Genomic DNA, 22181 nt, shown 5'->3' with positions numbered 1-22181 from the left:
ACTTGCAAACGAAGGGTTCCGGCATGCGCGGGTACTACACGGCAGATCAGGTTCGCGAAGCGGAGGCGCCGTTGCTGGCGTCGTTGCCCGACGGTGTGTTGATGCGCCGGGCCGCGTACGGACTGGCGCGGGTTGTTGCCGACGAATTGCGTTTGTACACAGGATTACTCGCTTCGAAGTCGGTGACCCTGCTGGTCGGCAGTGGCGACAACGGCGGTGACGCGCTCTGGGCCGGAGCGTTCTTACGTAAGCGCGGAGTTGCTGTGCGTGCGGTCCTGCTCGACCCGGAGCGCGCGCACCGGCGGGGCCTCGAGGCTTTCCGCCGAGCGGGTGGGCGTGTCGAGCCCGACCTCGGTACACCGGATCTGGTGGTCGACGGGATTGTCGGAATTTCGGGTCGCGGTTCGTTGCGCCGCGCGGCAGCCGCTCTGGTGGAGCGGGTCCGCTGCCCGATCGTGGCGGTGGATCTTCCCAGCGGTGTGGACGCAAACACCGGGGGCGTCGACGGGCCTGCGGTGACAGCTGCGGTGACGGTGACATTCGGCGCGCTCAAACCTGTGCATGTGTTGGCACCGCAGCGGTGCGGTCGGGTGGAGCTGATCGACATCGGTCTGGATCTCGGTGAGCCGGAGTTCCGCTCCCTCGATCCGGCGGAAGTGGGTGCGCGCTGGCCGGTTCCGGGCCCGAGTGACGACAAGTATTCGCAGGGCGTTGTTGGGGTGATTGCGGGGAGTGCGCAGTATCCGGGGGCTGGTGTGTTGTGCACGGGGGCAGCGGTCACGGCGACGTCGGGGCTGGTGCGTTACGCGGGGCACGGCGCGGCGGAGGTGCTTTCACGTTTCCCCGAGGTGATCGCAAGCGCGGCCTTCGAAGACGCCGGGCGCGTGCAGGCGTGGGTGGTCGGTCCTGGAATGGGAACCGATGCCGACGCGGCGGCGCTGCTTGCATCTGTTCTCGCGACGGATGTCCCGGTCCTGGTCGATGCGGACGGGTTGAGCTTGCTGGCCGAGAATCTTGATCTGGCACGTCGACGCACCGCACCGACGCTTCTGACTCCGCACGCGGGTGAGTTCGCACGATTGGCGGGCGCCCAGGTGGGGCTTGATCGGGTCGGTGCCGCGCGCGCCTTGGCGTCGGATCTCGGTGTGACGGTGCTCCTCAAGGGTCACGCGACAGTGATCGCTGATGGAGGCGGACAGGTGTTGGTCAATGATGCGGGTGGCTCGTGGGCGTCGACCGCCGGATCGGGTGACGTTTTGTCCGGTGTGATCGGGGCGCTGCTCGCTGCCGGGCTTGCACCACTCGACGCTGCGGCCGTGGGAGCCAGAACACACTCTCTTGCCGCGAACTTGGCGGCCGCAGGCGGCCACGCCGACGTTGCCGGGGCGCCGATCTCGGCATCGCCGCTGCTCGGGAGTGTGCGTGACGCCGTAAGGGTGCTGCGTAGCGTCGCGCGGAATTGAGTGATGTCAAACCCGAATTGATGTCGGAATTCGCGAGAGTGGCAGGATTGACGCCATGAAGCTTGCCGAAGGAAGAGCCCCGAAAGACCCAGAAGAAGGGGAGTCGGCAAGCGTCGCGGCAACAGGAGGTCCGCAGACCGAGGCGGTCGTGGACCTCGATGCCATCGCCCACAACGTGCGGGTTCTTCGTGAGTTCGCCGGTGACGCGGCACTGATGGCAGTCATCAAAGCTGACGGGTACAACCACGGTGCCGTTGCTGTTGCGCGCACTGCACTCTCCGCCGGTGCCCGCGAACTCGGTGTCACCACGATCGGCGAGGCCTTGGTCCTGCGGGCAGCGGGGATCACCGCTCCGGTACTGGCGTGGCTGCATGGCGTCGACGCCGATTTTGCCGCCGCCATTTCCGCCGACGTGGAAATCGGGGTGTCGTCTCCGCGGCACCTGGCCGCGGTGGTGACCGCCGCGCGGGATCTCGGACGAACTGCCACGGTGACGCTGAAGGTCGACACCGGACTCAATCGCAACGGCGTCTCGCAGACCGACTGGCCGCAGATGCTGGCAGACCTCGTCGCGGCTCGAAACGAGGGCACGATCCGGTTGCGCGGAGTGTTCTCGCATTTGGCGCATTCGGACGAACCGCACCACGACGTCATCGACCACCAGAAGCAACGTCTGATCGATGCAGTTGCCGACGTCCGGGCTCACGGATTCGAACCCGAGGTCGTGCACCTTTCCAACTCGGCGGCGACAGTAACCCGTCCTGACCTGCGATTTGACATGGTTCGGCCGGGAATTGCGATATACGGGTTGTCGCCCGTACCAGAGATGGGCGATTTCGGTCTCCGACCGGCAATGACGTTGCGAGCGAAGGTGATTCTGGTGAAGAAGGTGGCTGCAGGTGAGGGGGTTTCCTACGGACACCTCTGGACCGCGCCGCGCGACACCACCCTGGCATTGCTCCCCGTCGGCTATGCCGACGGGCTTCCGCGCTCGTTGAGCGGGCGTTTCGAGGTCCAACTCGGCGGTAAGCGTCGTCAAGCCGTCGGACGGATCTGCATGGACCAGGTGATGGTCGATCTCGGACCAGATGGTGACGGTGTGCGCGAGGGCGACACCGCCATCTTCTTCGGCAACGGAGATCAGGGCGAACCCAACGCGCAAGCCTGGGCGGAAGTGCTGGACACCATTCACTACGAGATCGTGACCGGCCTGCGCGGGCGAACCGAACGTACGTACATCGGCGGGGAGGGTATCTCGTGAAGACTGCAGGACGAATGAGCATCCTCGGTGGGCTCCTCAGTGCGATTGCACTCGGTTCCATGGCCGGCGTCAACGCGTTGAAGACGGCCACTCGGCCAGGTCGAGAGATCTACGCAGACGAAGACTTCGACCTGATGACGCGGGACCGCGCGAGCGTTGTACGCACCGACGACGGGGTTGATCTGGCAGTCTGCGAAGTCGGGCCGGACGACGCTCCACTGACGGTTGTCTTTGTGCACGGATATTGTCTGAGCGCGTTTTCCTGGCATTTTCAGCGTCGTCAGCTTGCCGAGCGGTGGGGTGACGACGTTCGGATGGTGTTCTACGACCAGCGCGGGCACGGTGATTCGGGCATGCCCCGCGCGAAGAGTTGTACGGTCTCGCAACTCGGCCGTGATCTGGCGTCGGTCATCGAAGCCAAGGTGCCGATCGGTCCGGTTGTGCTTGTCGGTCATTCGATGGGCGGCATGACAGTGCTCGCGCTTGCCGGTCAGCGACCGGAATGGTTCGCCGGTGGCCGAGTTGTCGGTGTCGGGTTGGTATCGACCACCGCAGCGGGTCTCGCCGAAACCGGACTCACTCGCAATCTGCAGAATCCGATCATCGACGGTTTCCGTCTGGCTGTGCGGACCTCCCCGGGCGTCGTACAGCATGCCCGTGGCGCTGCGCGTGTGCTCATCACACCGATCCTGCGGGCCGCGTCGTACGGCACGGACGTGAGCCCTCGACTGCACGAGCTGTCGGACGGGATGCTCGATCGCACGTCGGTTGTCACCATCGTCAATTTTCTGCGGACCCTCGAATTGCATGACGAGAGTGGGTCTCTGCCCGTCCTCGCGCACACTCCGGCTGTCGTGATCTGCGGCGATCAGGACATGATGATTCCGTTTGCCAGCTCGCAACTGTTGGCGGATGCGTTGCCGGAGTCCGAACTGGTGCGAATTCGCGGCGGCGGTCACCTGATCCAGCTGGAGTTCCCGGCTATCGTCACGGATGCGATCGAGAGTCTTGTCTCACGTACACATAGTCAAGTGAGGTCCGATGTCGGCTGAAACCCTCCCTGAATCAGGAACCGTCACGCTGGAGACGACGGAAGACACGGAGGCATTCGGTCGCAGGCTGGCGGCCGGACTTGTCGCCGGTGACCTCGTGGTTCTCGACGGTCCCCTCGGCGCCGGAAAAACGGCACTGACCCGCGGTATCGGTGCGGGCCTCGGCGTGCAGGGACGCGTGACGTCACCGACATTTGTCATCGCGCGCGAGCATCGCCCCGGCATTCGCGCCCACGGCGGAACACCCGTCGGGATGATTCACGTCGACGCGTATCGCCTCGGCGACAGCGGGCCGCACGCTCTTGACGAGCTCGACGCCCTGGACCTCGATACCGACCTCACCGATGCGGTGGTCGTGGTGGAGTGGGGCGGCGACGTCGTGGAACGCCTTGTCGAGCGTCACTTGCGGGTGCAGCTTCACCGTGAACCCGAGTCGGATGTCCGGACGGCCAGTTGGGCATGGACGTCGTGACACTGCTCCCACCGTTGAAAGTAGTTCTTCACGTGCGAGTACCCTGAGTTATCGTGCTTGTTCTCGCGATTGATACCTCCACGCCGGCCGTCACCGCCGGAGTTGTCTCACTCTCGCCTCTCGGTGAGGTTTCGACGCTCGCCGTTCGGGTGACAGTGAACCCCCGCGCACATGCCGAGGTGCTCACCCCGCATGTTCTCGAATGCCTCGCAGAGGCGTCGATCACGCCGGCAGACCTGGGCGCCGTGGTGGTGGGCGTGGGACCTGGTCCGTACACCGGCCTGCGGGTGGGGATGGCGACCGGCGCCGCGTTCGGTGACGCGCTCAGTGTCCCGGTCTACGGTGTGTGCAGCCTCGACGCCATTGCCGCGGCAGTGCAGACGCCAGGCAACCTGCTTGTCGTGACCGATGCACGTCGACGTGAAATCTATTGGGCTCGTTACGATGAGGGCGTTCGAGTGGAAGGCCCCGCAGTGAATTCGCCGGGCGACGTTGACGCGTCGCCGTCGACGATTGTTGCCGGATCTGCTTCGCACGTAGACCTTTTCGATCTCCGGGTCGAGCCTGCGGAGACGCCGTCTCCAGCCGGTTTGGTCACTGTTGCAGCGCAAGACATTCTGGCCGGTTCGATTCCGGAACCGCTCGAGCCGCTGTATCTACGCCGCCCGGACGCCAAGACCTTGGCGGAACGCGGCAAATGAGTTACACCATCACGTCGATGACGGTCGACGACGCCGAGCGGTGTGCCGAGTTGGAACGTGCCCTCTTTGCGGGGGACGGGCCGTGGACCGCTCAGGCTTTTGTCTCCGAGTTGGCCGGCTCGCACAATCACTACTTCGTGGCTCGTGAGCCCGACGGTCGTGTTCTGGGGTACGCCGGAGTTGCATTGTTGGGCGCGCCGCCCAACATCGAAGCCGAAGTGCACACCATCGGAACGGATCCGGGTGCGCAGCGCCGCGGTATCGGCGGGGCTTTGCTCGATGCGCTCTTGGCTCTCGCGGACGACCGGGGAGCAGACGTGTTCCTGGAAGTGCGCACCGACAACGAACCGGCAATCGCTCTGTATCGGCGTGAGGGATTCGAGATCGTCGGAACCCGAAAGAAGTACTACCAGCCCAGCGGGGCAGATGCGTTCACGATGCGGCGGCCCGCCGTAGGTGTTCGCAAGAATGAGGAGCAGCAAGCATGATCGTCATGGGTGTCGAAAGCTCGTGCGACGAAACAGGAGTCGGCATCGTTCGTTGGAACGGTGACGGAACCTGTGATTTGTTGGCGGACGAAGTGGCGTCGAGTGTGGATCAGCACGCCCGGTACGGCGGAGTGGTGCCTGAGGTTGCGTCGCGCGCTCATCTCGAGGCAATCGTCCCGACCATGCGGCGTGCTCTCGCGGCGGCCGGTATCGAGAAGCCCGACGCTCTGGCCGTGACGATCGGACCCGGCCTGGCGGGCGCCCTGTTGGTGGGTGTGGCGGCAGCCAAAGCCTATGCGGCAGCGTGGAACATCCCGTTCTATGCGGTCAATCACCTCGGTGGCCACGTATCGGTCGACACCCTCGAGCACGGACCGTTGCCGTCGTGCGTGGCCCTTCTGGTCTCCGGTGGGCACACGCATTTGCTGCACGTCGAGGATCTCGGAAAGCCGATCGTCGAACTCGGAACAACCGTCGACGACGCTGCCGGTGAAGCATTCGACAAGGTTGCGCGACTTCTCGGTCTCGGGTTCCCCGGTGGACCGGCCTTGGACGCGGCTGCGCAGGAAGGTGATCCGAACGCGATCCCGTTCCCGCGTGGCATGACGGGCCCGCGCGACTCGCGTCACGACTTCTCCTTCTCCGGGCTCAAGACGTCCGTTGCTCGCTATGTGGAGTCGAAACAGCGTGCGGAAGAAGCTTTTTCGATTCCGGATATCGCAGCGTCGTTCCAAGAGGCGGTGGCCGACGTCCTGACGATGAAGGCGGTTCGTGCCGCCAAGGATGTCGGCGTCGACACCGTGGTGCTCGGCGGAGGAGCAACCGCGAACTCTCGCATTCGTAGCCTCGCCGAGCAGCGGTGCGCCGAGTCCGGTCTCACGCTGCGTATCCCGAAGCCGAGGTTGTGTACCGACAACGGAGTGATGATCGCTTCGCTGGCCGCGCACCTGATCGGTGCCGGAGCCGGGCCGTCGGAATTGAGTGTTGCAACCGATCCGGGATTGTCCGTCTCGATCAGCCAAGTTCTGCGCTAGGTCAGCCGACCGGTACAGGCAGGTGAGCGGTGGGGGTCGGCGCCGCGTTCTCCGTCGTCGGCTCGGGTGATGCGGACTCTGTGGGAGTCTCGGCGGTGGTTTCGGTGGAACCGGAACCACCGTTTCCGCCTTCGCCCGGAGCCAGTTCCGAAGGCCCACTCGGAATCTGTGGCAGGTTCTCCGGCCACCACGACGGTGTATCCGGCAGCGTGATGCCGGGAAGTGTCGGCCGGGCCGGGATGGTGGTCGTGGTTGTCGGCGGAAGAGTTGTCGGCGGAACGGTTGTCGTCGGTGTGGACGTGTCCGACGGCGGCGCGGGCGACAACGTGAACTGATGTGTCTCGTACGGCTGTGTTCCGTACGGCTGCGTTCCGTACGGCTGTGCCCGGTACGGGACTGTTGTGTGGACAACCGTGGGCACGGGGTCATGTGACGGGATGACTGTGGAACCGGTGCTCGGAACGACGTCGGTTGTGGTGTGCGTTGTGGTCGATCCGGTGCCGGCCGGCGAAATCGGCGTGTTGTCGGTCGGGACGACTTCCTTGGCGGCATAACCCAATACGAGTCCACCGACGACTAGCGCGCCGATCAGCGCGCCCGACGCTTTGGCGGCCGGACGGATGCGCTCGGAAGTTTCCGAGCCTGCCAACGGGTAACGCAACGACGTCGCGGAATCTGCAAGTAGTGCAGCACCTTTGGCTGCGGCTGCTTCGGGCTCGTCGAATTCGACTGTCGGGACTCGTGCGGCGTCTGCGATTGCCGTACGCACAGTGGGGATATGCGCGCCGCCGCCGATGAGGACAATGGCCTCGACGGTGTGTGGTGCCGCGCTCAGGACGCTGCGGATCAGCGTGAGCGCGCGCTCGACATCCGCGGCGATGATGTCCTCGAACTCGACCCGGGTGATCGTGATGGGCCCACGTGGCAGGTCGATCGTGACGCTGCGAGTGGTGGAGAGTTGTTCCTTCGCGACGTGGCAGCGCGACATCAGTAGTTCGGTGTCGGTGTGTCGGCCGAGTGGATGAGGGTACTTGTCGGTGACAAACGCGACGAGGGCTGCGTCGATGCCGGCTCCGGCAAGAGCGTCGGTGCGTTCGGAGATGAGGATCTCGCCGCTGTGATCGACCACGGACACGCTCAGGCCGCTATCGCCGAGGTCTATCTGCGCGGTGGCGCCGTAGCGTGCAGTCTTGCCTGTTTCTGCGAGATAGGCGTGCACCGCGGCCGGTTCGGGAATGAGCCGAACGCGGTTCGGCGACTTCGCGAGCGAGGATCGGATGCTCGCGAGCTGTTGGTCGGTCGAGTATGTGACCCCGATGGATCGAGGGGCAGCGGCGCGATCGGACACCTGCGTGGTCATCAGCTTGATCGACGCGCGCACTAAGTCTCCGACGTTGGTGTTGACCTGATCGGCGGAGACGAATCGTGTTTCGGCAGGCAAACTACCGGGTGTGGCTTCTGCGGAATCGGTATCGACGAGCGCGGAGTAGACGCCCGACGAACCCGTCGACATTCCCAGTGATGAACCCATCTTGCACCCCCTCGCAGGTGTTTCTGTGACCGCATATCGGTCGCCGTTACATGAACGTTACAGAACGATCGGCACGATTGCTCGGCAGTTTTCTGTGAGGAGGAGAACTTTTCGTACCGAAACGGTGGTTTTACCAGCGGGATTGCCGAATATTGAATTATGCGGAAAAAAGTCGAATCCCGGCAGATGGATACGCGTCAACGCCGTCGATTGATCGCGGGGGCGATACTGCGGCCGGTGCTGACCGTCGTCGCGTTGGGTTGTGCGTATTTCCTGTTGCCGTGGACCGACGCGCATACCGTCAGCGCATTTGCTCTGTTGGTCGCAGGCGGTGTCGCGGTACTGGGTGTCGCTGCCTGGCAGATCAAGCGAATCCTGAATTCGGATGTGCCGGCGTTGCAGGCCGTCGAGGCGGCATCTGTCGTGGTGCCGACGTATCTTCTGATCGTCTCGATGACCTATTTTGCTGTCGCAGGGGCCGACCCGACAAGTTTCACCGAACCGTTGTCGAGGATGGGTGCGCTCTATTTCTCGCTGTCCGTGTTCTCGACCGTCGGGTTCGGGGACATCGCCGCAAGAACTGATCTGGCCAGGGCATTGGTGTCGCTTCAGATCGTCTGCAACCTGGTGCTGATCGGCTTTGGCGTCCGCTTTGTTATTGCTGCCGTGTCCTGGTCCAAGGAACACAGGACACGGCAGACGAAGCCAGGTGACGCTAGCGAATGACGGGAACCAGCAGCTCGACGTTCTGATCGACACCGGCGCCGGTCAGCTTGGGATCGCGGTGAATGTCGTTGAAGGACAGTTCGCGGTACAGCGATGCCAGGCCCTCTGGCGATTTGTCACTGTGATCGACCGAGTACGGACTCTCGGCTTCGAAGAGCGTCGCGAGCAGCGAGACGGTGCCGTCGCCGTTGTCCGCGATTTCGATGATCCGGCCGAGCTGCGGGAAGTCGATGTGCGAAGCGGTGTTGATCTCCCAGAACCCCTGTTCCGGCGTGACACCGGGCCACGGGGTGATCTTGTTCTCGTGTGTGTGGCCGTTGACCCAGGCAAGAACGTTGGGGAAGCGGTGCAACAGTTCGAGAAGCTGCGAACCGCGGAAGCGCGGCTCGAGGATGTTCTCGGGGTCGGGGATGAGATTGTCCATCGTGTCGCTCGTGTGGTGGCTGAACAGCACGAAGTAGGTGTCGTCGCGGGACTGTGTGATCTTGGACCCGGCAGCGTCGAAGAACGTGCTGCTGCCGGCCCGAAGGGTGTCTTCGATCCAGCGGAACTGCGCTGCGCCCAGGGAGCCGTCGACAAAGCCGGCGCGGTTGGTGGAGTCCATGCTGATTCCGACGACGCCGGGAGCGATCTCGAAGGAGTAGTAACCGATGCCGGTGTGATCGGCGTCCGGTGCAAATCCGTGACCGACCGGTCCCGGACCCGTGTGCGCCGGATCGAGATGCGCTGCGATGAACTGCTTCGGCGTGAAGGGAGCACGGGCCGGGTCGGGGGTGACCTGGCGCGGGGGCGTCGTGAAGGCGGACAGAATTCCGGGAATCGCGCTCGGATCGAACTTGGTGGCGATGTCGATCTGCTTGGCCTGTTCCGGTGAGCCGGGAACCTCGAACTTGAGCGACCCGGTGTACATGGCCTCTAGCGGCGGGATGCCGCTGGGAACGGTGCCGGACACCGAATCGTCGTGGTTGCCGAACACGCAGTACCAGGGAGTGTTCAGGCCCGGGCTCGAGACAGGGGTGAATGCGGCTCCGAAGAAATTGGGAATCTCGGGGAAGCCCGCCTTCTTGTACATGTCGAGCATCGGCGATTCCGGGTTCCAGTACAGATCTGCTCCGGAGTTCTGGACACCTTCGTAGCGGTCCTTCGCACCGGTGTTCGCAACGATCGTGCCGCCGTTGAGTGCGGTCAGGAACCAGTCGAGTTCGGCATGTTCCTTGTTGTCCGTGTTGTCGCCGGTGGTGACGACTGCGTCGAACGGTCGTGCCGTGTGCGGACCGCATCCAATGGAATTGACGCTTCGGACAAGCGAAATCAGGCCGTGCGCAGTCAGCGTTTCCTGCGGACGGAAAGCGGAACCGGTGATCTGGTGGACGTATTCGAAGCGCATCGGCGACTGCGCGTCGAGGATGTGGACGTCGGTCAACTGCACGATCGATGCCAATGCGGTGCGTCGGTCTTCGCGGCCGGACTTGGGTTCCGCGAGTTCGCCGCGCACGATGTTTGCCCAGCCAGGACCGGCTCCGAGTTTGCGGTAGCCGCTGCTGCCGATCGGCGTCGCGACTGCGTCGAGTGTGGTGCCCGCGCCCGACGTGGGCAGGGGAGCGGCGCCGGCATATTGCAGTCCCCACGGCTTGGCGCTCAGACCTACGGCGCCCACGGCGCCGAGTCCGGCAAAGGTCAGGAAACTACGGCGGTTGATGTTCGTCACGAATGAACAATAGGTGAACAAATTGGACGTGGGTCTGATTTCGCTGAGGACGAAGAGAAAAAAGCCCGCCCAGTCCTTGAGGGTTGGCACTCTCACGTATAGAGTGCCAATTGGCGCTGATCGAGTTCCGGCACCCGCGACGACGGGACTGCAGTGACGCGCCGTAAACGTCAAACCCAATCGCGTCTCGAGCAACCCTCGGGCGCACATACCCATGGAGGGCTCATCGTGGCGAGCGTCAACATCAAGCCGCTCGAGGACAAGATCCTCGTCCAGGCCAACGAGGCTGAAACGACGACGGCTTCCGGCCTGGTCATTCCTGACACAGCCAAGGAAAAGCCCCAGGAGGGCACCGTCGTTGCAGTCGGCGAAGGCCGCGTCAACGAGCAGGGCAACCGCATCCCGGTCGACGTCAAGGAGGGTGACACGGTCATCTACTCCAAGTACGGCGGAACCGAGATCAAGTACGCCGGCCAGGAGTACCTGATTCTGTCGGCACGCGACGTGCTGGCTGTCGTCTCCAAGTAAGACACACGTGATCCGCCCCGGAGTCCACACAGGATCCCGGGGCGGAATGCGTTCACGCCCCGAAGATTCAGGAGCTGACAGAACAGATGTCCAAGCAAATTGCGTTCAACGAGACCGCGCGGCGTGCTCTCGAAGCAGGCGTCGACAAGCTCGCCGACGCCGTCAAGGTGACCTTGGGCCCGCGTGGACGCCACGTCGTGCTCGCCAAGGCATTCGGCGGCCCCACCGTCACTAACGACGGTGTGAGCATCGCCCGTGAGATCGATCTCGAAGATCCCTTCGAGAACCTCGGCGCACAGCTCGTCAAGAGTGTCGCCACCAAGACCAACGATGTTGCCGGCGACGGCACCACCACCGCTACGGTTCTCGCTCAGGCGATCGTGCGCGGCGGACTCAAGAACATTGCCGCGGGCGCAAACCCGATGGCACTCGGCGTCGGAATCAACGCTGCCGCAGACAAGGTCGTCGAGGCGCTCATCGCCGCAGCAACTCCGGTCGAGGGCAAGAAGTCCATCGCTCAGGTTGCCACCGTCTCCTCGCGTGACGAGGAAATCGGCGAAATGGTCGGCGAAGCACTCACCCGTGTCGGCACCGACGGCGTTGTCACGGTCGAGGAATCCTCTACCGTTGCAACCGAACTCGTTGTCACCGAAGGTGTTCAGTTCGACAAGGGCTACCTCTCGCCCTACTTCGTCACCGACATCGATTCGCAGAAGGCCGTCTACGAAGACGCGCTGATCCTGCTCTTCCGCGAGAAGATCAGCTCACTGCCCGACTTCCTGCCGCTGCTCGAGAAGGTTGCCGAATCCGGCAAGCCGCTCTTGATCATCGCCGAGGACGTCGAGGGTGAAGTTCTCTCCACTCTGGTGGTCAACTCGATCCGCAAGACGATCAAGGCTGTCGCCGTGAAGGCACCGTTCTTCGGTGACCGTCGCAAGGCGTTCCTCGACGATCTTGCCGTTGTCACCGCAGGCACCGTCATCAACACCGACGTCGGACTCTCCCTCAAGGAAGCCGGACTCGACCTGCTCGGCAGCGCACGCCGCGTTGTCGTCACCAAGGACGAGACCGTCATCGTCGACGGCGCAGGAACGGCAGACGACATCGCGACCCGCGTTGCGCAGCTTCGCCGCGAGATCGAGAACACCGATTCCGACTGGGATCGCGAGAAGCTCGAAGAGCGTCTGGCGAAGCTCTCCGGCGGAGTTGCGGTCATCAAGGTCGGCGCAGCCACCGAGACCGATCTCAAGGAACGTAAGTTCCGCGTCGAAGATGCCGTCAACGCAGCCAAGGCTGCTGTTGCCGAGGGCATCGTCCCCGGCGGTGGATCGGCACTCGTTCAGGCCGGCGTCGAACTCGCCGACAACCTCGGCTTCACCGGTGACGAAGCTACCGGCGTCGCCGTGGTTCGCGCAGCACTCAACGCTCCGCTGTTCTGGATCGCATCCAACGCCGGCATCGACGGTTCCGTCGTTGTCAGCAAGGTTGCGGATCTCCCCAAGGGCCATGGCTTCAACGCCGCGACCCTGACGTACGGCGACCTGCTCGCCGACGGCGTCATCGACCCCGTCAAGGTCACCCGCTCGGCAGTGGTCAACGCCGCTTCCGTTGCTCGGATGATCCTGACCACCGAGAGCGCCGTTGTCGAGAAGCCGACCGAAGAAGTAGCTGACACCGGACACGGTCACAGCCACTAGGTTTCACGCGCGAAAAGCGATCCCCCGCCGAAAGTTGGTGGGGGATCGCTTTTTTCGGTTTCTGCTCAGACCAGCGGGATGATGGCGAACGGATCGCCTGTTGGCTGAGTCGATCCACCGGGAGGCTCGATCGTGAAGGCCAGTTTGGTGTTGGGACCGATATTGTCGAGTACAACCTGAGTGGTCGGCTTGACATCGGCAGGTGCCATGGTGCCCTTCGGAGTCATGGTGCTACCGTCCGGCGAGACCAGCCACATCTGATAAACCTGGTCCTGACTCGGGGGAGTCACACCGTTCATCGTCAACACCGCGGCATCCTCGGACGGCGAAAACGCCGTTGTCGCGGTGCCGCCGCCGGGTACGTCCAGCGTGGTCGAGTGCATGTCGGGCGCGGCCATGATCTCGGAAACGGTGGTCGGCGACGGAGTGTTGTCGGTGATCTGGACGCCGATTCCGATACCCCCGGCCACAATGACCACGGCCGCTGCAGCGGCTAGTGCGACGGTCCATGGGCGTCGACGCTTGCGATGACCGGCAAGGGAGACCGGCGGAGCCAATTCCGGGGATTGTGGTGTCTCGGCAATAGTGTCGAGTAGGCGAGCGCGGAGCCCTGGCGGAGGTTCGACTGCGTCGACGATGCTCAGAGCAGCCATCGTCTCGGCGGCGAGCCGGACCTGAGATTCGAATTCCGCTCGGGTGGCCGCGTCAGTGCCTTCCAGGAGAACGTCGACAGCCCGACGCTCATCGGGGTCGAGGGCATCGATCGCGTAGGGGTGTGCCCAGCCGATCAGCTCTTCGTCCATCTCAGTTCACCCCCAGACATCTGCGTAGCCGGAGTAGTCCGTCGCGGATTCGTGACTTTATCGTGGGTATCGCCACGCCGAGGTCTTCGGCTACTTCTCGGTACGTTCGCCCGCCGTAGTACGCCAATGTCAAAGCTTCTCGCTGGGTCGCCGTCACCGATTCCAAACAGTCGGTGACGGCGCGATGTTCGTCTTTGCGAGTGACTTCTTCGCTGACGACGTCGAATTCGGGAGTCGAATTCGTGGTGTCGTACAGGGCCTGTCGATCCGTACTCGACTGTTCCGACCGCACCCGGTCGACGGCTCGTCGGTGAGCAAGAGTGAGTAGCCACGATAAGGCCGACCCGCGAACCGGATCGAAGGTGTCCACCGTTTTCCAGGCCTGGAGATACACCTCTTGGACAGTTTCTTCGGAGAAACCCGGATCGCGAAGGACCCGGAGAACCATCCCGTGCACGCGTGAACTGGTCCGGTCGTAGAACTCGGCGAATGCCGATTGATCGCCCCGAGCGACATTCTCGAGGATCAGCGCGAGTTCGCGGGATTCCGTGATCCGGGCGGTGCGCGCTGCAGAATTGTCGGTCGGACAAGCGTCGGTGTGCTCTGGGGCCTCGTTCGGTTCACTCACGTCGCGTGGCTCACCCGAGCTGAGTAATCCCGCCCCGAAGGTTCGTGTTGTTTCATCGACTACAACCGTAGCGTGCATGTCCGGTTCTTTTCTGTTGGCCCGCCGCTACTGCTGTGCGCCTTTGTCAACCGCCGCGGTTGGCAAAGGCGCACAGCAAGGGGGATTACTGCGGCATCAACACCGAATCGATGAGGTAGACGGTGGCATTTGCGGTCTTGACGCCACCACAGAGGACGGTTGCGTCATTGACCTTGATGTCGTCGCCCGATCCGGTGACGGTGACCGTTCCACCTTCGGCGGTGGTGTGGGTGCCGTCGATATCGGCGGGAGCGATCTGACCGGGAACCACGTGATAGGTGAGGATCTTCGTCAGTGTTGCGCTGTCGGTCTTGAGGCTGTCGATTGTGGCCGGGTCGATTTTCGCGAAGGCGGCGTCGACGGGAGCGAAGACGGTGAACTCACCACCGTTGAGGGTGTCGACCAGATTGACGTCCGGATTGAGCTGACCGGATACAGCAGCGGTCAGTGTGGTGAGGAGCGGATTGTTCGACGCGGCTGTCACGACCGGGTCCTGCGCCATTCCGCTGACCGAGCCGGCGCCGGTCGGCACTGCCGCTGCGTAGTCCGCGCAACCTGCCCCGACGAGATCCGATGCGGGGTCTGCCATTGCACTGGTCGTCGACATCGACATGCTCGACGTTGTCGTCGCAGCGCTGGACGTGGCATCCGACGAATCATCGCTGTCGGATGAACAACCGACAATGCCGACAAGTGCGAATGACGCTGCTGCCGTGACTGCCAGAACTCGAGTGGAGGTGTTCATGGGTCTGCCTTCCGTAGATGAAGTGCCGGTGTGCACGTTCCGTACAAGGCATTCGGAGTCAGCAGTGAGGTGGATGGGTCGAGACACGAAAAGACCTCGAGACACGAAAAGACCTCGGGACACGAGAAAGCCCCCGAGGTCGTCGGGGGCTCTCTGGTCTCGGTCTGCGGGGTAAGCAGGTTGTGCAGTGCAGTGCTGTGCTGTGCAAGCGAAGGGGAGGAGGCTTGGTTCTACCTACGAGGATTTACGACGCCAGGCGGCCGTTCCGGCGGTGGCGTGCATACAGCTCGCGTTCGGTTTCCGACATCCCGCCCCAGATGCCGTACGGCTCGGAGACGGTCAGTGCGTGAGAGCGGCACTGAATGAGAACCGGGCACTGGTGGCACATTTCCTTGGCTCGTGTTTCGCGTTGCGCTCGGGCTCGTCCGCGTTCGCCGTCCGGGTGAAAGAACATCGAGGAGTCGACTCCGCGGCACAGTCCGTGCATCTGCCAGTCCCAGATGTCTGCGTTCGGCCCGGGAAGATGATTAGGTGCAGGCATGTTGACTCCTTACTGCAAGCTCGTCGTGATCAACGAGCGGACCAAGTAGCCCGAAGATTATCCGGGCTTTCTATCGTTCACGCTTGCTAACCGTAAGGGTGCTGAGTAAATCGCGTCAATAGCCTCGATGAGTGGTGAGCGGCATATCTCGCAAAGCAAGATTTAACGAGAGAAATATTTACATTTCGACCACCTCGTGTGTAAGTGATCCGTTGCCGAATAGTTGACAGTGTGGAGTGATGTGTAAAGTTCTGCAGATATTCCTCGTCTGAAGTGGCAGATCAGGGGGAGTATTCGTATTATGGACAAAGCGGAATCGCTCGTGGCCGTCTGTGATTGTCGGCGTTCTAGCGCGACCTTCGAATGACTGAATTGGGACTAAGTTCCCAATTCGCACTTTGGACGTTTGTCCATTAGGTAACCCGCAGTTAACCTAATGGATATGCATTCGTTAATAATTCAAGAAAATGAAAGTTTCAATTTCAGTTGAACATTTGGTGAATGGCTCCGGAATCACGGGTGTTGCATCCTGCGGTCCCCTCGCGGCGATCTGTGGTCGAGGGCACTGCAATGATTTGACCGTGTCGACAACTCTTCAGTCCGTGGCATTCGGGACAGAGCCCGGACTTGCGCCGCTTTCCGCTCCGGCAACCATCGAGGAGTGGTGGTTGAGCGCCGTCGCACTCGGTGGTCAGGGGCGGTATGCGCAGGCGCGTGCCGCCTTGAACGTCGTGGATCGGCGCACCGCCGGCCTGGCCGCAGATGGCGACTGTGTGTATGCCTCGTTGTCCGCAAGCACGCGGGCGTCATTCCTGCGGCAAACGGGCTGGCACGCGAAGGCGTCGTACGACGACGGACGTGCTCTTGCCATTGTCGCCGGACGAGGTGACTCTCCCGAGTTGGTCGCTGCCGCTTGTGACGCGTTGACCGGCCTTGCAGCCGACGCTCTCGGTCAGGGCCGCCTGGCGCTGGGATGGCGCCTGCTCGAGCGCTGCGCGGAGCAGATCAACCGTCTGGAAGGTGAGTCGGCGCGGTTGTGGCGTCAGGTGATCAGGCTCGAGTGGGTCTCGGCTGAACTTGCGCTCGCTTCCGGTGATTTCACGCCGGCGCTTCGACACGCTGAACGCGCTGTCGAACTCGCCGCCGGTGGTGATTCGCTCAGGCACAAGGTCAAGTCGGACCTTTTGCGATGCGCTGCGCTCACAGGTTTCGATCCGGGGCAGGCGGCAATGCTTGCAGGTGAAGTGTTCGATGAGTGTCGTTCGTCTGGATTACTACCGTTGGCGTGGGCGTCGTCGATGCTGATCGAGGGTGTGAGCGGGAGCCCCACGACACCGAATTCGGCCGCACTCGGCGCTGCGGTTGCGGCACGCGGGGGAGTGTTCCGTGAACTGTCCCTGTGAGGTGCGCCACCGATATGCCTCTGTGAGGTGTGCCACGCGGTAGCCGACGAGTTGTACACGTCGAAACATTGCCGCGGCGGGCCAGGCCTGCGCGGACCAGTCGGTCTGGATGGTTACTCTTAGAGGGTTCCGCTGTTAGTGGAAGCACACCCGCTCGGGAAGTGCCACTGTAACGCCAGGATTTTCGCTGACGATGACAAATACGAGCGATGAGTTGGACTCCGCGGTCGCCGCTGCAGCGCAGGGCGACCGTACAGCTCTAGCTTTGGTTTTGGAAAACATTCGACCCATGGTGGTGCGCTATTGCCGTGGTCGGGTGGGTGCGGCGGAGAGAGGCCACTTGTCGGCCGACGATGTCGCGCAGGAGGTGTGTCTCGCCGTGATGACCGCGTTGCCGCGTTATCAAGATCAGGGACGCCCCTTCATGGCTTTTGTGTACGGCATTGCTGCACACAAGGTTGCTGACGCCCATCGAAGCTCCGCCCGTAACAAGTCGGAGCCCGTAGCCGAAGTACCGGATGTAATTGCACTTGACGATGGACCCGAGCAGCGAGCGCTCGATTCGGAATCCAGCCGGCACATGCAGGAACTGCTCGGCACCTTGCCGGAGAAGCATCGAGAGATCTTGATTCTCCGGTTGGTTGTCGGACTGTCGGCTGAAGAAACGGCCGCCGCCGTCGGGAGTACCGCCGGAGCTGTACGAGTCGCCCAGCACAGGGCGATCGCGAAACTGAAAAAAGTAGTAACGAAAGCGGGTGAGAGCTATGGCTAGAGACGAGAATCGTGATTCTTCCGATCTCGATGACCTCACAGCCGGTCTCGCCGACGACGGTGCACCGGTGGATCTGGCTGCGGTTCGGCGCGACGACGCGCTGATCGAGGCAATTTCCCATGGTGGGCCGGTAGCAACCGATAGCACTGAGCAGTACGAACTGGCGTTGATTCTGTCGAAGTGGCGCGATGACGTCGTGTCGACCCCGATGCCGGAGGGCCCACTTCTCGACGATGTGATCGCAGCGATCGAATCGGCGCCCCCCAGCATTGCCGATCGCGAACGTTCTCGTTCACGTCTTCGTCTACTGCGCCCCGTTGCCGCTGCGGCAGCTGTCGCAGCGGTGGTGATCGGTGGCGGCTCGATGCTCACGTACGGGGCTGAACCGGGCGACGCACTGTGGGGTGTGAAGCAGGTTGTCTTCACGGAAGAAGCTAATTCGACAGTCGCGAAGATCGACACCACGTCCGAGCTCGAGAAGGCTGAGCGGTTGTTGGCCGCCGGGGATATTCCCGAAGCGAAGAAGGTTCTGGACAACGCTGCCCAGCGTGCCGGTGCTGTGAAGGATTCGCAGGCGAAGACGGATCTCGTAGAACGCTGGGGCAAGTTGATGACCCAGGTTCAGGAAACAACTACTCAGGCTGCGCCGCCGCCGTTGACCACAACTGACGGGCTGACAACGCTCGAGCCCCCGCCGGTGACGTCGATTCCCGTTCTGCCTGGCCCGACCTCGGATCTGGAGTTGCCGGGTACCAATCCGACGACATCGACGCCCAACCCAGCGATAGTTGCGCCGTCGTCAACAGTCCCGAGTCCGTCGGCGAACCCGACGACGACAACAACGACAACGTTGCCGACGACAACTACCCCGTCCTCGTCGAGGACGACAACAACGTCGCCGAATGTGAACACGCCGTCCTGAGCGTCGCGAGACCTGTTAGGCAGCAACGTAAATCAGTAGCAACGTAGTTCAGTAGCAACGGAATCAAAAACAGTGGGCCGGCAAGCGTAATGCTTGCCGGCCCACTGTTGTCAGTGTGTCAGGCGTCGAATCCGTCGCCGTGCATCGCTTCGTTCATGGATGCGTCGGCGTATCCACGGCAGTAGTCCCACGTGACATATGCCTCAGGCATGGGATCGTAGGCGGGTTCGTGAGGCCGAACCGTGCCGTCGACGAGGAGTTGAAGCAGGTTTGCCCGCAACATGTCCCAGTCGTGGTAGTGGTCCTGTTGGCAGTCCTCGCAGCACACCACGAGGCCGCGGATGCCACGATGAGCGAGGAGAGCCTCGTATACGGCGAGGTCAGCGAGATCTTCCTCGACTGCCTGCCGTTCTTGGGGGTCGAGTGGTTGACCCGGCTCGATGGCATCGAGTGCCGCGGAAGGGTCAGCGGGGTCGCCGGCAAAGGGATCTGGCGGCAGACCGGGAGGCAGTTGATCACGCACAGCACCACGGTACGCAGGTCAGGGGGGTCAGCGCCACTCGTTACGCGTACTTGCAGCGTGGGTGGGATGGTTCGGACCAATGTGCGGCCCGATACCATGGTGTTCAACGCCGGGAAAAGGTGCCAGGAATATCTTTCTGTGCAGGTGCCTTCTATCCGATATCCAGCTTTCGTAATCCGCTTCGAGGCAGCTGTTACAGCGGCTACCGAAAAGGCGAATCTAGGTCCATGGAGGGTCCTGACCGCATGACTAGTTCTGCAGGGCATGTACACACCGGAGGAGACGACCCCAACAAGGTCGCGATGCTCGGGCTGACATACGACGACGTACTGCTGTTGCCTGCAGCGTCCGATGTCATTCCGAGCCAGGTCGATACGTCGAGTCAGCTGACCCGCGATATCCGTCTGCGAATCCCGTTGGTCAGTTCGGCGATGGACACGGTCACCGAGTCGCGGATGGCCATTGCCATGGCCCGCGCGGGCGGAATGGGCGTTCTGCACCGCAATTCGTCCGTGGAGGTCCAGGCCGGTCAGGTCGAGACCGTCAAGCGTTCGGAGGCCGGCATGGTCACCGATCCGGTCACGTGTAAGCCGTCGGACACGATGGGTGAGGTCGACGCGAAGTGCGCTCGCTTCCGCATCTCGGGTCTGCCGGTCACCGACGACGCCGGACAGTTGGTCGGCATCGTCACGAACCGTGACATGCGTTTCGAGGTCGACCAGAATCGTCCGGTCGCCGAGATCATGACCAAGATGCCGTTGATCACAGCGCAAGAGGGCGTCACCGCTGACGTCGCGCTTGGTCTGCTTCGCCGTCACAAGATCGAGAAGCTTCCGATCGTGGACGGGAACGGCAAGCTCACGGGCCTGATCACGGTCAAGGACTTCGTCAAGACCGAACAGCATCCGTTTGCCACCAAGGACCGTGACGGTCGTCTGCTCGTCGGTGCTGCGGTCGGTGCGGGCGACGATGCCTTCCAGCGTGCGATGGCGCTTACCGACGCCGGTGTGGACGTGCTGGTGGTGGACAGTGCACACGGGCATTCGTCCAATGTTCTCGACATGATCGTCAAGCTCAAGCACGAATTGGGCGAGCGGGTTCAGATCATCGGTGGCAACGTCGCTACGCGCTCGGGTGCATTGGCACTCGTCAACGCAGGCGTCGATGCCGTCAAGGTCGGCGTTGGTCCCGGTTCAATCTGCACGACCCGTGTCATTGCCGGCGTCGGTGCTCCCCAGGTCACGGCCATCCTCGAAGCGGTCGCGGCATGCAAGCCTCTCGGCATTCCCGTGATCGCCGACGGTGGTCTGCAGTTCTCCGGCGACATCGCCAAGGCGCTTGCCGCCGGTGCGTCGACGGCCATGCTCGGCTCGCTCCTTGCCGGTACGGCCGAATCGCCGGGTGAACTGATCCTGGTGGGCGGCAAGCAGTTCAAGAGCTATCGCGGTATGGGCTCACTGGGCGCGATGCAGTCGCGCGGTGAGGCCAAGTCGTACTCCAAGGATCGCTACTTCCAGGACGACGTTCTCTCCGAGGACAAGTTGGTTCCGGAAGGCATCGAGGGTCGTGTTCCGTTCCGCGGACCACTCTCGCAGGTGACGCATCAGCTCACCGGCGGTTTGCGTGCGGCAATGGGTTACACGGGCTCTGCGACGATCGAGCATCTCCAGAACGCTCAGTTCGTCCAGATCACGGCTGCGGGACTCAAGGAAAGCCACCCGCACGACATCACCATGACGGTCGAAGCGCCCAATTACGCTGCCCGCTAAGTTCAGTTCGCTAGTTCACCAGTCACGAGAAAGGGGCGCGCGTGCGCGACCTCGTTGAAATCGGAATGGGTCGTACGGCCCGTCGTACCTACGAACTGGACGATGTGAACATCGTTCCCTCCCGGCGGACTCGTTCGTCGAAGGAGGTGTCGACGACGTGGCAGATCGACGCGTACAGGTTCGACATTCCCATCCTCGCTCACCCGACGGACGCGTTGGTCTCGCCGACGTTCGCAATCGAATTGGGCAAGCGCGGCGGGCTCGGCGTCATCAACGGCGAGGGCCTGTGGGGCCGTCATGCCGATGTCGAGGCCAAGCTGGCTCGTCTTGTCGAGATCGCCGAAACCGACGGTGGCGTCGACGCCGCGATCCGCTACCTGCAGGAACTGCATGCGGCGCCGTTGCAGGCGGAATTGCTGGCAGCAGCGGTCGCACAGGTTCGTGACGCGGGGGTCACGACGGCGGTTCGCGTCAGCCCGCAGAATGCGCGGGCCCTGACGCCGGCACTGGTCAAGGCCGGAATCGACCTGCTGGTCGTTCACGGCACGATCATCTCCGCCGAGCATGTCGTGCGCACGGAGGAAGAGCCGCTCAACCTCAAGACGTTCATCTCCGAGCTCGACGTTCCGGTTATCGCCGGTGGTGTGAGTGACCACCGCACGGCGCTGCACTTGATGCGGACCGGTGCGGCGGGCGTCATCGTCGGCTACGGATCTTCCGAGGGTGCAACCACGACGGGTGAGGTTCTGGGTATCGGGGTGCCGATGGCTACCGCTATCGCCGATGCCGCTGCGGCTCGCCGCGACTACCTCGACGAGACGGGTGGGCGTTACGTCCACGTCATCGCCGACGGTGACATCGCTACGTCTGGTGACCTGGCAAAGGCGATCGCGTGCGGCGCGGACGCTGCTGTTCTCGGCACGCCGTTGGCTGTGTCGGCTGAAGCTGCAGGCGGCGGTTGGTACTGGCCGTCCGCTGCTGCGCACCCTTCGGTTCCTCGTGGCGCGCTCCTTCCGGTTTCCTACGGCGAGCGGCCTTCGCTGGACAAGGTTCTGGCCGGGCCGTCCGACGATCCGTACGGTTCGCTGAACTTCGTCGGCGGTTTGCGTCGTTCCATGGCAAAGGCCGGCTACTCCACTCTCAAGGAGTTCCAGAAGGTCGGACTGACAGTCCGCGCCTGATTTGTCTGCATCTGTGGCCCTGGCTTCCTATGGGAAGTCAGGGCCACAGGTCTATGTTCAGGACTTTCGCGCGTTGGTGATACTTATGGTTACGCTTAGGGCACCCTTGTGGTGGCAGTCACAGCATTCGGGTGCATACTGACGGGTAACTACGT

22 protein-coding genes are annotated in these 22181 nt (G+C 62.8%); 15 read left to right on the top strand and 7 right to left on the bottom strand.

Annotated elements, in window-relative coordinates:
* Positions 1 to 23 precede the first annotated feature (23 nt).
* Genes KYT97_RS09040 through tsaD form a run of 7 tightly spaced genes read left to right on the top strand, consistent with a single transcriptional unit; the run spans position 24 to position 6471 of the window.
* The gene (locus tag KYT97_RS09040; RefSeq protein ID WP_219112130.1) at positions 24 to 1463 is read left to right on the top strand and encodes an NAD(P)H-hydrate dehydratase; all 1440 of its coding nucleotides are present in this window, start codon (positions 24 to 26) and stop codon (positions 1461 to 1463) included.
* 55 nt (positions 1464 to 1518) lie between these two features.
* Positions 1519 to 2724 (top strand): alanine racemase, encoded by a 1206-nt coding sequence (gene alr / locus KYT97_RS09035; RefSeq protein WP_045070789.1) that lies wholly within the window; start codon positions 1519 to 1521, stop codon positions 2722 to 2724.
* A complete protein-coding gene (locus KYT97_RS09030) occupies positions 2721 to 3776 on the top strand; it encodes an alpha/beta fold hydrolase (protein ID WP_219112129.1) in 1056 nt (351 codons plus the stop codon). The genes alr and KYT97_RS09030 overlap by 4 nt, the downstream gene beginning before the upstream one ends.
* Entirely contained in the window at positions 3766 to 4248 is a 483-nt protein-coding gene (gene tsaE, locus KYT97_RS09025) for a tRNA (adenosine(37)-N6)-threonylcarbamoyltransferase complex ATPase subunit type 1 TsaE (RefSeq protein WP_141484670.1), read from the top strand. The genes KYT97_RS09030 and tsaE overlap by 11 nt, the downstream gene beginning before the upstream one ends.
* 53 nt (positions 4249 to 4301) lie before the next feature.
* Entirely contained in the window at positions 4302 to 4949 is a 648-nt protein-coding gene (gene tsaB, locus KYT97_RS09020) for a tRNA (adenosine(37)-N6)-threonylcarbamoyltransferase complex dimerization subunit type 1 TsaB (RefSeq protein WP_033231338.1), read from the top strand.
* Positions 4946 to 5437, top strand: coding sequence for a ribosomal protein S18-alanine N-acetyltransferase (gene rimI, locus KYT97_RS09015; RefSeq protein ID WP_033231337.1), 492 nt, complete (start codon positions 4946 to 4948; stop codon positions 5435 to 5437). Before tsaB ends, rimI begins: the two co-directional genes overlap by 4 nt.
* Complete coding sequence (gene tsaD / locus KYT97_RS09010; protein WP_033231336.1) at positions 5434 to 6471, top strand: tRNA (adenosine(37)-N6)-threonylcarbamoyltransferase complex transferase subunit TsaD; 1038 nt, start codon at positions 5434 to 5436, stop codon at positions 6469 to 6471. The genes rimI and tsaD overlap by 4 nt, the downstream gene beginning before the upstream one ends.
* Before the next feature lies 1 nt (position 6472).
* Here the strand turns inward: tsaD and KYT97_RS09005 are convergent, their stop codons facing one another.
* The gene (locus KYT97_RS09005) at positions 6473 to 8002 is read right to left on the bottom strand and encodes an Hsp70 family protein (RefSeq protein ID WP_051730216.1); all 1530 of its coding nucleotides are present in this window, start codon (positions 8000 to 8002) and stop codon (positions 6473 to 6475) included.
* A 159-nt stretch (positions 8003 to 8161) separates the two neighbouring features.
* Between KYT97_RS09005 and KYT97_RS09000 the strand changes: the two genes are divergently transcribed.
* On the top strand, positions 8162 to 8728 hold the full coding sequence (locus KYT97_RS09000) for a potassium channel family protein (RefSeq protein ID WP_219112128.1): 567 nt from the start codon (positions 8162 to 8164) through the stop codon (positions 8726 to 8728).
* Here the strand turns inward: KYT97_RS09000 and KYT97_RS08995 are convergent.
* Entirely contained in the window at positions 8718 to 10436 is a 1719-nt protein-coding gene (locus KYT97_RS08995) for a TIGR03767 family metallophosphoesterase (RefSeq protein WP_033231538.1), read from the bottom strand. The genes KYT97_RS09000 and KYT97_RS08995 overlap by 11 nt on opposite strands.
* A 228-nt stretch (positions 10437 to 10664) precedes the next feature.
* Between KYT97_RS08995 and groES the strand changes: the two genes are divergently transcribed.
* Positions 10665 to 10964, top strand: a complete 300-nt coding sequence (gene groES, locus KYT97_RS08990; RefSeq protein ID WP_003940763.1) for a co-chaperone GroES — start codon at positions 10665 to 10667, stop codon at positions 10962 to 10964.
* 86 nt (positions 10965 to 11050) lie between these two features.
* Positions 11051 to 12661, top strand: a complete 1611-nt coding sequence (gene groL / locus KYT97_RS08985) for a chaperonin GroEL (protein ID WP_033231334.1) — start codon at positions 11051 to 11053, stop codon at positions 12659 to 12661.
* 65 nt (positions 12662 to 12726) lie between these two features.
* On the opposite strand, the gene KYT97_RS08980 is transcribed toward groL, so the two are convergent.
* The 4 genes from KYT97_RS08980 to KYT97_RS08965 all read right to left on the bottom strand — a co-directional run bounded on the left by KYT97_RS08980 (position 12727) and on the right by KYT97_RS08965 (position 15456).
* The gene (locus tag KYT97_RS08980; protein ID WP_095886643.1) at positions 12727 to 13464 is read right to left on the bottom strand and encodes an anti-sigma factor; all 738 of its coding nucleotides are present in this window, start codon (positions 13462 to 13464) and stop codon (positions 12727 to 12729) included.
* A gap of 1 nt (position 13465) precedes the next feature.
* A complete protein-coding gene (locus KYT97_RS08975) occupies positions 13466 to 14170 on the bottom strand; it encodes a sigma-70 family RNA polymerase sigma factor (protein ID WP_033231332.1) in 705 nt (234 codons plus the stop codon).
* Between the two features lie 85 nt (positions 14171 to 14255).
* Positions 14256 to 14915: a fasciclin domain-containing protein gene (locus KYT97_RS08970; RefSeq protein WP_033231331.1), complete on the bottom strand. Its 660-nt coding sequence runs from the start codon at positions 14913 to 14915 to the stop codon at positions 14256 to 14258.
* Positions 14916 to 15159: 244 nt separating this feature from the next.
* A complete protein-coding gene (locus KYT97_RS08965; RefSeq protein ID WP_033231330.1) occupies positions 15160 to 15456 on the bottom strand; it encodes a WhiB family transcriptional regulator in 297 nt (98 codons plus the stop codon).
* A gap of 581 nt (positions 15457 to 16037) precedes the next feature.
* Between KYT97_RS08965 and KYT97_RS08960 the strand changes: the two genes are divergently transcribed.
* The 3 genes from KYT97_RS08960 to KYT97_RS08950 all read left to right on the top strand — a co-directional run bounded on the left by KYT97_RS08960 (position 16038) and on the right by KYT97_RS08950 (position 18553).
* A complete protein-coding gene (locus KYT97_RS08960; protein WP_233363583.1) occupies positions 16038 to 16859 on the top strand; it encodes a hypothetical protein in 822 nt (273 codons plus the stop codon).
* 193 nt (positions 16860 to 17052) lie between these two features.
* Complete coding sequence (locus KYT97_RS08955) at positions 17053 to 17631, top strand: sigma-70 family RNA polymerase sigma factor (protein ID WP_033231328.1); 579 nt, start codon at positions 17053 to 17055, stop codon at positions 17629 to 17631.
* The gene (locus KYT97_RS08950) at positions 17624 to 18553 is read left to right on the top strand and encodes an anti-sigma-D factor RsdA (protein WP_033231327.1); all 930 of its coding nucleotides are present in this window, start codon (positions 17624 to 17626) and stop codon (positions 18551 to 18553) included. Before KYT97_RS08955 ends, KYT97_RS08950 begins: the two co-directional genes overlap by 8 nt.
* A 118-nt stretch (positions 18554 to 18671) precedes the next feature.
* On the opposite strand, the gene KYT97_RS08945 is transcribed toward KYT97_RS08950, so the two are convergent.
* Entirely contained in the window at positions 18672 to 19076 is a 405-nt protein-coding gene (locus KYT97_RS08945) for a DUF5319 domain-containing protein (protein ID WP_033231326.1), read from the bottom strand.
* Between the two features lie 245 nt (positions 19077 to 19321).
* Between KYT97_RS08945 and guaB the strand changes: the two genes are divergently transcribed.
* Positions 19322 to 20845, top strand: coding sequence for an IMP dehydrogenase (guaB, locus tag KYT97_RS08940; RefSeq protein WP_033231537.1), 1524 nt, complete (start codon positions 19322 to 19324; stop codon positions 20843 to 20845).
* A gap of 41 nt (positions 20846 to 20886) precedes the next feature.
* The gene (locus KYT97_RS08935) at positions 20887 to 22026 is read left to right on the top strand and encodes a GuaB3 family IMP dehydrogenase-related protein (protein ID WP_033231325.1); all 1140 of its coding nucleotides are present in this window, start codon (positions 20887 to 20889) and stop codon (positions 22024 to 22026) included.
* Positions 22027 to 22181 lie beyond the last annotated feature (155 nt).

It is taken from the genome of Rhodococcus globerulus (assembly GCF_019334125.1).
Taxonomy (GTDB): Bacteria; Actinomycetota; Actinomycetes; order Mycobacteriales; family Mycobacteriaceae; genus Rhodococcus_F; species Rhodococcus_F globerula.
This window is presented reverse-complemented; position numbering and strand designations above follow the sequence as displayed.

What these genes read in the sequence shown, in the direction of transcription:
- KYT97_RS09040 (WP_219112130.1), top strand. Translation starts at nt 24, where the DNA reads ATGCGCGGGTACTACACGGCAGATCAGGTTCGCGAAGCGGAGGCGCCG.
- alr (WP_045070789.1), top strand. Translation starts at nt 1,519, where the DNA reads ATGAAGCTTGCCGAAGGAAGAGCCCCGAAAGACCCAGAAGAAGGGGAG.
- tsaE (WP_141484670.1), top strand. Translation starts at nt 3,766, where the DNA reads ATGTCGGCTGAAACCCTCCCTGAATCAGGAACCGTCACGCTGGAGACG.
- rimI (WP_033231337.1), top strand. Translation starts at nt 4,946, where the DNA reads ATGAGTTACACCATCACGTCGATGACGGTCGACGACGCCGAGCGGTGT.
- tsaD (WP_033231336.1), top strand. Translation starts at nt 5,434, where the DNA reads ATGATCGTCATGGGTGTCGAAAGCTCGTGCGACGAAACAGGAGTCGGC.
- KYT97_RS09005 (WP_051730216.1), bottom strand. Translation starts at nt 8,002, where the DNA reads ATGGGTTCATCACTGGGAATGTCGACGGGTTCGTCGGGCGTCTACTCC.
- KYT97_RS09000 (WP_219112128.1), top strand. Translation starts at nt 8,162, where the DNA reads ATGCGGAAAAAAGTCGAATCCCGGCAGATGGATACGCGTCAACGCCGT.
- groL (WP_033231334.1), top strand. Translation starts at nt 11,051, where the DNA reads ATGTCCAAGCAAATTGCGTTCAACGAGACCGCGCGGCGTGCTCTCGAA.
- KYT97_RS08980 (WP_095886643.1), bottom strand. Translation starts at nt 13,464, where the DNA reads ATGGACGAAGAGCTGATCGGCTGGGCACACCCCTACGCGATCGATGCC.
- KYT97_RS08975 (WP_033231332.1), bottom strand. Translation starts at nt 14,170, where the DNA reads ATGCACGCTACGGTTGTAGTCGATGAAACAACACGAACCTTCGGGGCG.
- KYT97_RS08970 (WP_033231331.1), bottom strand. Translation starts at nt 14,915, where the DNA reads ATGAACACCTCCACTCGAGTTCTGGCAGTCACGGCAGCAGCGTCATTC.
- KYT97_RS08965 (WP_033231330.1), bottom strand. Translation starts at nt 15,456, where the DNA reads ATGCCTGCACCTAATCATCTTCCCGGGCCGAACGCAGACATCTGGGAC.
- KYT97_RS08955 (WP_033231328.1), top strand. Translation starts at nt 17,053, where the DNA reads ATGACAAATACGAGCGATGAGTTGGACTCCGCGGTCGCCGCTGCAGCG.
- KYT97_RS08950 (WP_033231327.1), top strand. Translation starts at nt 17,624, where the DNA reads ATGGCTAGAGACGAGAATCGTGATTCTTCCGATCTCGATGACCTCACA.
- guaB (WP_033231537.1), top strand. Translation starts at nt 19,322, where the DNA reads ATGACTAGTTCTGCAGGGCATGTACACACCGGAGGAGACGACCCCAAC.